Annotated in this window: 9 protein-coding genes; 3 read left to right on the forward strand and 6 right to left on the reverse strand. The window is 51.5% G+C overall.

Annotation, left to right across the window (positions count from 1 at the left end):
- Window positions 1–94: 94 nt before the first annotated feature.
- Window positions 95–817: a DUF2461 domain-containing protein gene (locus GC128_RS21530; protein ID WP_151996015.1), complete on the forward strand. Its 723-nt coding sequence runs from the start codon at window positions 95–97 to the stop codon at window positions 815–817.
- A gap of 91 nt (window positions 818–908) precedes the next feature.
- Window positions 909–2093: a purine ribonucleoside efflux pump NepI gene (gene nepI / locus GC128_RS21535; RefSeq protein ID WP_151996016.1), complete on the forward strand. Its 1185-nt coding sequence runs from the start codon at window positions 909–911 to the stop codon at window positions 2091–2093.
- Window positions 2094–2144: 51 nt separating this feature from the next.
- Here nepI and tauD read toward each other — a convergent pair whose 3' ends face one another.
- The 5 genes from tauD to glgS all read right to left on the reverse strand — a co-directional run bounded on the left by tauD (window position 2145) and on the right by glgS (window position 5942).
- Window positions 2145–2993, reverse strand: a complete 849-nt coding sequence (gene tauD, locus GC128_RS21540; RefSeq protein WP_151996017.1) for a taurine dioxygenase — start codon at window positions 2991–2993, stop codon at window positions 2145–2147.
- Window positions 2990–3817, reverse strand: a complete 828-nt coding sequence (gene tauC / locus GC128_RS21545; RefSeq protein WP_151996018.1) for a taurine ABC transporter permease TauC — start codon at window positions 3815–3817, stop codon at window positions 2990–2992. Before tauC ends, tauD begins: the two co-directional genes overlap by 4 nt.
- Complete coding sequence (gene tauB, locus GC128_RS21550; RefSeq protein ID WP_151996019.1) at window positions 3814–4581, reverse strand: taurine ABC transporter ATP-binding subunit; 768 nt, start codon at window positions 4579–4581, stop codon at window positions 3814–3816. The genes tauC and tauB overlap by 4 nt, the downstream gene beginning before the upstream one ends.
- Before the next feature lie 10 nt (window positions 4582–4591).
- On the reverse strand, window positions 4592–5563 hold the full coding sequence (gene tauA, locus GC128_RS21555; protein ID WP_034460787.1) for a taurine ABC transporter substrate-binding protein: 972 nt from the start codon (window positions 5561–5563) through the stop codon (window positions 4592–4594).
- Between the two features lie 178 nt (window positions 5564–5741).
- The gene (gene glgS / locus GC128_RS21560; protein ID WP_226812226.1) at window positions 5742–5942 is read right to left on the reverse strand and encodes a cell surface composition regulator GlgS; all 201 of its coding nucleotides are present in this window, start codon (window positions 5940–5942) and stop codon (window positions 5742–5744) included.
- A gap of 182 nt (window positions 5943–6124) precedes the next feature.
- Between glgS and GC128_RS21565 the strand changes: the two genes are divergently transcribed.
- Window positions 6125–6577: an acyltransferase gene (locus tag GC128_RS21565; protein ID WP_151996020.1), complete on the forward strand. Its 453-nt coding sequence runs from the start codon at window positions 6125–6127 to the stop codon at window positions 6575–6577.
- A gap of 65 nt (window positions 6578–6642) precedes the next feature.
- Here GC128_RS21565 and GC128_RS21570 read toward each other — a convergent pair whose 3' ends face one another.
- Window positions 6643–7116 carry a VOC family protein gene (locus tag GC128_RS21570; protein WP_151996021.1) on the reverse strand — a complete coding sequence of 158 codons (474 nt, stop codon included), beginning with the start codon at window positions 7114–7116 and terminating at the stop codon, window positions 6643–6645.
- Between the last annotated feature and the right edge of the window lie 257 nt (window positions 7117–7373).

Genomic DNA, 7373 nt, shown 5'->3' on the forward strand with positions numbered 1-7373 from the left:
TTGGAGGCGTTTCACATAGATAGACAGAGAAATCCGCCATCCTTAAGCTCGCAGATATAGCCGCTTAAATGGTTCAAATAAGGGTCCATCAATAATGAATGCTCAAATAACGAAAACCCCGACGTCCACGATATCTACCGGTACAACTTTTAGCCCGGCGAGTCTGCAATTCCTGAACAAGCTCGCGCAAAACAATTGCCGAGACTGGTTTAAAGAACATCAGGAGGAGTACGAAAATACTGTGCGCACTCCTGCCCTGCGGTTTATCGAGCAAATGCAGCCTGGTATTCTTGCCATTTCATCGAAGCTCACTGCAGTGCCGAAAAAAGTCGGCGGTAGTCTTATGCGCCCGCAGCGAGACAGTCGCTTCAGCAAAGATAAAACGCCCTACAAAACCAATGTCGGGATTCAGTTCCGTCATTTCCAGGGAAAAGACGTTCATGCGCCAGGGCTCTATCTCCATATCGCCCCTGAAGGTTGCTTTATTGCCGCCGGAATTTGGCACCCCGAATCAAAAGCCCTGAGTGCTATTCGCCAATGTATTGATGAGAACCCCAACGCTTATCAAAAGGCGTTACAGGAGCTACAAAGCCAGGGATTTATCATGGATGGCGATAGCTTAAGTCGCCCGCCAAAGGGCTTTGATAAAACCCATCCTTTGCTTACTGAATTGAAGCGCAAAGATTTTATCGCGTTGAAAAATATCGATTTTGAGGCGCTGTGTAAGCCTGATGCCGTCAATTTTTGTACCGAGCAGTTCCAACATTGCTCTCAATTGATGGCTTATCTCTGTTTTGCCTTGGAACTTGATTTCTAAAACATCTCGGAAAAGTTGCCAAAACGTTAAATGCATCACATTTACGGTGCTACACTACGCGGCTTTATTGGAAGCAGCGGCGGATAGATTAATGAGTGAGCATATTGAAAGGATGAACGAGACAAAGGCCGTATCCAGGCCTAACTGGTCAGCAGTATTTGCTGTGGCGTTTTGCGTAGCCTGCCTGATTACCGTGGAGTTCTTACCAGTAAGCTTGCTGACACCCATGGCACAGGATCTGGGGATCTCGGAAGGTGTTGCCGGGCAGTCTGTCACCGTGACCGCTTTTGTAGCAATGTTCGCAAGTCTGTTTGTGACCAGCATTATTCGCTCAACCGACAGACGCTATGTAGTCATCCTTTTCTCTGTGCTGCTCACCCTCTCATGCCTGCTGGTTTCCTTTGCTGAAAACTTCACCATGTTGCTGATTGGGCGTGCCTGTTTAGGGATAGCCCTCGGCGGCTTCTGGGCAATGTCGGCCTCTTTAACCATGCGGTTAGTTCCAGCGCGTACTGTGCCAAAAGCGCTCTCGGTTATCTTCGGTGCTGTCTCTATCGCACTGGTTATCGCCGCCCCGCTCGGTAGCTTCTTAGGCGGCATTATTGGCTGGCGCAACGTCTTTAATGGCGCGGCATTAATGGGTGTGGCCTGTATCATATGGGTGTGGAAAGCACTGCCGCCGCTGCCAGGTGAATCAACGCAGCATAAGCAAAACATGTTGGGTCTGCTTAAACGCCCGGGCGTACTGGCCGGCATGACGGCAATATTTATGACCTTTGCCGGGCAGTTTGCCTTCTTCACTTACATTCGCCCGGTATATATGACGCTTGCAGGCTTTGATGTCGACGGCCTGACGCTGGTTCTGTTGAGTTTTGGCATTGCGAGTTTTGTCGGCACATCGCTTTCTGCGGTTTTCCTCAAGCGTTCACTCAAACTGTCGCTGACCTGTGCCCCACTGATTCTGGCACTGAGTGCGCTGGTTCTCGTGTTGTGGGGGAGCGATAAAATCGTCGCATCAGCAGTTGCCATTATTTGGGGCTTTGCCTTTGCTCTAATTCCAGTTGGCTGGTCGACGTGGATCACCCGTTCACTTGCGGATCAAGCTGAGAAAGCGGGATCTATTCAGGTTGCGGTGATCCAGTTAGCAAACACTTGTGGAGCGGCAATTGGCGGCCTGGCTCTGGATAATCTCGGCATTATTTCGCCGCTGGTGTTGTCAGGGAGTTTGATGTTACTGACAGCGTTGTTAGTAGCGACAAAGGTACGAGCAAAATAACTGTGTCGGATGGCGCACTACTATCCGACCAGCTCCCCCACCAAAATCCCATTACCCTCGCCAGAAAGGCTTATTCCCCAAAATCGTTGCGCGATGCATGATGCGACGAGCGGGGAGATAGTCAGCATTCGCATAATGCTGCGTGACACGGTTATCCCAGATAGCGATGTCGTTTTCCTGCCAGCGCCAGCGAACCTGGAACTCCGGCTTCGTAATATGTGCAAACAGGAAGGCGAGCAGCGCATCGCTTTCTTTTTGCGAGAGGTCGACAATCCGCGTGGTGAAACCCTCGTTAATAAATAACGCCTGCTTACCGCTTACCGGATGGGTACGCACCACGGGATGCAACAATGGTGGATTCTTAACAACCGCCTCACGCCAGCGCTGATGCTCTTCTTCACTACGGAGATGTTTATACTCCGGGAACGATTTGCGGAAATCGTGCTCTGCTTTTAGCCCTGAGAGCAAGCGCTTGAACGGTTCTGAAAGTGCCTCGAACGCAGCAATGCCACTGGTCCACAAAGTATCACCACCGAATTCTGGAAGCTGTTTTGCTGCCAGTATCGCACCGGCTGGCGGCGTTTCGATAAAGGTCACGTCGGTGTGCCAGTTATCGTTATCAGGCAGGTTATCGTTGTGCGTATCCAGCACGATAATCTCCTCCACGCCTTCCGCATGTGGATAAACCGGATGGATGTGCAGATCGCCAAACCGCTGTGCCAGCGCACGCTGCTGGGCAGGTGTAATAAGTTGATCGCGCAGGAACAGTACCTGATGGCGGATCAGCGCGTGGTAGAGCTGCTCAAATTGATTATCCGTTAAGCCCCGGCTCAGCGTTAAACCACTAACCTGCGCACCGATGTAAGGCCCCAGTGGCGTAATATTCACTCTCTCGCTCATTGCCCTTCTCCATGCCATGGGGTTAAACGGCGCTGCAATGCCCGTAACCCTAGTTCTAAACAGAATGCGATAACCGCAATCACACCAATACCCGCAAGCACTACATCAGTTGCCAAAAACTCACCCGCCGATTGCACCATAAAGCCGAGCCCACGGGTGGCGGCGATAAGCTCAGCGGCAACCAGTGTTGACCAGCCTACACCAAGCCCAATGCGGAATCCGGTCAGGATTTCCGGCATTGCTCCGGGCAAAATCACATACCAGACTATCTGAGCGCGTGATGCTCCCAACGCTTCGGCAGCACGGATGCGAACCTGTTTTGCGCTGCGCACTCCCGCCATGGTCGACATAGCAACAGGGGCGAAAATCGCCAGATAAATCAGCAAGATCTTCGAGGTCTCACCGATACCAAACCAAATCACCATCAGTGGTAAATAAGCCAGCGGCGGCACCGGGCGATAAAGCTCGATCAGTGGGTCAAGAATGCCGCGTACCGTCGGGCTTAGCCCCATCGCAATGCCAACCGGAATACCAATCAATACTGCGGCCAACAGCGCGGTGAGTATCCGCAACAGGCTGGCAGTGAGGTGCTGCCAGAGCGTGGCATCCATAAAACCTTGTGGCCCAGCGATGCTAATCAGCTTTGTCAGAACCTGAAGTGGCGGCGGCAAAAATAGCGGACTTACCCACTGCTGCGCTGCCACCCACCACCACAGCAAAATGATGGAAGTGACCGTCGTGAGGCTTAACGTTATCTGGCGTGAGAACGGCCAGCGCAACGCCAGCCGTTTACGGCGAGCTTTATCTTGAATAACGATGCTCATAGGAAGCCCTCACGTTGCTCAAACACCCGGCTCAACACATATTCGCGTTTCGCGATAAATTCCGGATCGGATTTAATACTGCGGCATGGCTCGCCTGCGGTGAATCGACGGCCAAAGTCAAGCGGGATACGCTCCAGCACACGCCCTGGCCCCGGTGACAGCAACACCAGTTCAGTTGCCAGAAATACGGCCTCTTCAATGTCGTGCGTAATCAACAGCACCTGACGGCGGCTTTCATGCCATAGCTTGAGCAGCAAGGTCTGCATTTGCTCGCGAGTAAAGGCATCCAGCGCACCGAAAGGCTCATCGAGCAGTAAAAGTTGCGGGCGAGCCGCCAACGCACGTGCAATCCCTACCCTCTGACGCTGCCCGCCGGAGAGCTGCCAGATGGCGCGTTTCGCCTTATCTTCGAGCCCCACTTTACGCAACACCTCGATCGCGATTTCCTCACGTACAGGCTTTGGCTGCCCGGCAAGCTGCAAACCAAATGCGACGTTATCCAGCACCGAACGCCACGGCAGTAGCCCTTCATTCTGAAATACTACGCCGCGCTCAACGCCCGGCCCCGTGACCTGTTTGCCCGCTAGTGTAATGCTGCCGGAGTGATAAGGAACAAAGCCAGCTATCAGGTTCAGCAGTGTAGTTTTCCCGCAACCAGATGGGCCGAGAACCACCAGTAACTCGCCCTCATCCACGGTCAGATTAATATCGTTAAGAACCGTTTTACCGTCATAATCTGCGCTTAAATGCGAAACCTGTAACATGGCTAACTCCTTACTGCGCCAGCGTTTTCACGAAGCGGTCGGTGACAAACTGGCTGTAATCCGTTTCCACAGACGGGACTTTCCCCTGCGCTTTCAGGAACTGGGCAGTATCAACAATCGCTTTATTTACTGGGCCGCTAAGCTGCTCAGTTTGTTGGTTAGCGGTGAGGTAGGTATTACCCTTTACCAGCACCGGAACATCGCTTTCAGGTACACCACTCAGGCGCGAAAGTTTGCTCAGGTTATCCGGTTGTTTTAGCCAAACGTCCGGGTTGTCGATATAGCTTTTCTGCGCAGCGAGAGCGCTTTTAGCAAAGGCTTCCACCACTTCAGGATGCTGTTGCGCAAAATCTTTACGCACAACCCAAACATCCAGTGTTGGCGCGCCCCATTTGCCCACTTGCGCGGAGTCGGTCAATACCGTGCCATCTTTCTCCAGCTCGTTGACCGCGGGCGCCCAAACATAAGCGCCGTCAATATCGCCGCGCTGCCAGGCCGCAATAATTGCCGGAGGCTGAAGGTTAAGAATTTCTACCTGGCCGGGCTTAATTCCCCAATGTTTCAGCGCCGCCAACAGGCTGTAATGCGTTGTAGAGATAAACGGTACGGCAATACGCTTGCCGATGAGATCTTTCGGACTTGAGATACCTTTCTTCACAACCAACGCTTCGGAGTTACCCAATTGCGAGGCGAGCAAGAAGACTTCGATAGGCACATTTTGGCTTGCCGCTACAGCCAGCGGGCTGGAGCCGATATTGCCAATTTGTACATCGCCGGATGCCAGCGCTCGGACCACACTCGCTCCGCTGTCGAATTTGCGCCATTCAACTTTTGCACCGCTATCTTTGGCAAAAGTATTGTCAGCCTGCGCCACCTTGGCAGGTTCAGCAGACGTTTGGTACGCGACGGTCACATCCACCGCGAATACTGGCGTTGCAATAAGGGCAAGCGTAGCCAGCCAGAGAGAATGTCGTTTTGCCATGAGGAGTGCTCCTGTATCGATGATGGGAGCAGTATTTCCAATGGCGGTGATTAGATAAAAGAATTAAAAATTATCGCTAATGCTTTTATGTTTTTAGATGAAATGTAGGGAAGGATAGTTGGGAGATGGGAATGGTATGGTGCTTAGAAAAAGAAATGGGCCCGAAGGCCCACAGAGATTAGTGTTCCAACTCAAGCTCACAAGCCCGAGTCGCTTGCTGGCAATAATACTCATAACGCCCTAGAAACCAGGCCTTTTGCTCCATGTTCATGTTGCCGGTCACGGCTCGAATATCGACAGCTTGCCCAAGTGCATACATACGAGCAAAACTACGCGCCAGAAAATCGAAATTCTTCACTGCCTGTAGGTCTTTATTCATCAGCATATTCCTGTGGTTAGCTTATTTCTTAGGAAGGGCTATATGCTTTATCTGAATTCAGTATCCGCCTGTTATTGATTGTTTTATGAGCTATCAGTGCTGGTTTTTGGAAAGTAGCAGGTTGAGAATAGAAGGTTTGAAGTGACTCACAAAATGGGCAATGTGGCAGTTACGGGACAAAAATGAAAATACTGAAAAGCGGCATCAGAAATGTGACAGCCAGTGACAAAGTAACGGTATGCGAACCGGTAAACCTTTACGAATGCACCCTGCACGATGATGTCTTTGTCGGCCCTTTCGTGGAAATTCAAAGACATTGTGTTGTTGGTGCGGGAACCCGCATTCAGTCACATTCATTTCTCTGCGAGAAAGTTACCACCGGCAGTAACTGCTTTATTGGCCACAATGTGACGTTTGCCAACGATCTCTTCCGCTCCGGAAAACTCAATCCAGATCCCGAAAGTTGGATCAGTATTCACCTTGGCGACAACGTGATCGTGGGCAGTGGAAGCACGATCCTGACGGAATTTATCTGTAGCGGTGCGGTGATAGGAGCCGGGAGCGTGGTCACGAAGGATATTCTTAAGCCGGGAATTTATGCAGGCAACCCGGCCCGGTTATTGCGGGAGGTTTAGGGCCGGGATTTACCGTTTTATGACGGCGACACGCATTGGCTGTAGGTCTAATGTGCTTCAACTAGTCAACCACGTATTGCAGCTTCGATAGCAGCCACATCTATTTTCTTCATCGACATCATCGCTCCAAACGCACGCCTGGCGGTGTCTCCCCCCGTCGCCAGAGCTTCAGTCAGTACGCGAGGAGTAATTTGCCAGCTAACACCCCATTTATCTTTGCACCAACCGCAGTCGCTTTCCAGACCACCATTGCCGACAATTGCGTTCCAGTAGCGGTCCGTTTCAGCCTGATCTTCAGTCGATATCTGAAAGGAAAAGGCTTCATTGTGTTTGAAATGCGGGCCGCCATTGAGGCCAATGCATGGCACTCCCGCAACAACAAATTCGACCACTATTGTCTCGCCAGCTTTACCATCCGGATAGTCGCTCGGTGCCGGGATGACAGCACCCACACTGCTGTCGGGAAAGGTCGCAGCATAGAAATGAGCGGCAGCTTCCGCATCATGGTCGTACCAAATACAGATAGTATTCTTAGCCATAATTTAGCCTGCCTGTTGTGTTTCTTACCGGCATTTCGCCGTTTGAGCTTTACCAGCCATAAGTATGTACCGGATCTGAGGTATGTGGTTTTTAGAGGCGTGATCTGTATCGCTTAACGGGGATAAATTGCATAAATCGCAGACAGCAAAAAGCCCTGTACGTCAGTACAGGGCTTGTATTCGTATCATCCTGATACTCACCCCTCCGGGGCCGTCGCAAGCGACGTGCAACATTGCTCCCGACAATGTTGTCCACT

It is taken from the genome of Buttiauxella massiliensis, assembly GCF_902500225.1.
Classification (GTDB): domain Bacteria; phylum Pseudomonadota; class Gammaproteobacteria; order Enterobacterales; family Enterobacteriaceae; genus Buttiauxella; species Buttiauxella massiliensis.

Excerpts from the sequence above, each read along its gene's own strand:
- GC128_RS21530 (WP_151996015.1), top strand. The coding sequence starts at position 95 with ATGAATGCTCAAATAACGAAAACCCCGACGTCCACGATATCTACCGGT.
- nepI (WP_151996016.1), top strand. The coding sequence starts at position 909 with ATGAGTGAGCATATTGAAAGGATGAACGAGACAAAGGCCGTATCCAGG.
- tauD (WP_151996017.1), bottom strand. The coding sequence starts at position 2,993 with ATGAGCGAGAGAGTGAATATTACGCCACTGGGGCCTTACATCGGTGCG.
- tauC (WP_151996018.1), bottom strand. The coding sequence starts at position 3,817 with ATGAGCATCGTTATTCAAGATAAAGCTCGCCGTAAACGGCTGGCGTTG.
- tauB (WP_151996019.1), bottom strand. The coding sequence starts at position 4,581 with ATGTTACAGGTTTCGCATTTAAGCGCAGATTATGACGGTAAAACGGTT.
- tauA (WP_034460787.1), bottom strand. The coding sequence starts at position 5,563 with ATGGCAAAACGACATTCTCTCTGGCTGGCTACGCTTGCCCTTATTGCA.
- glgS (WP_226812226.1), bottom strand. The coding sequence starts at position 5,942 with ATGAATAAAGACCTACAGGCAGTGAAGAATTTCGATTTTCTGGCGCGT.
- GC128_RS21565 (WP_151996020.1), top strand. The coding sequence starts at position 6,125 with ATGAAAATACTGAAAAGCGGCATCAGAAATGTGACAGCCAGTGACAAA.
- GC128_RS21570 (WP_151996021.1), bottom strand. The coding sequence starts at position 7,116 with ATGGCTAAGAATACTATCTGTATTTGGTACGACCATGATGCGGAAGCT.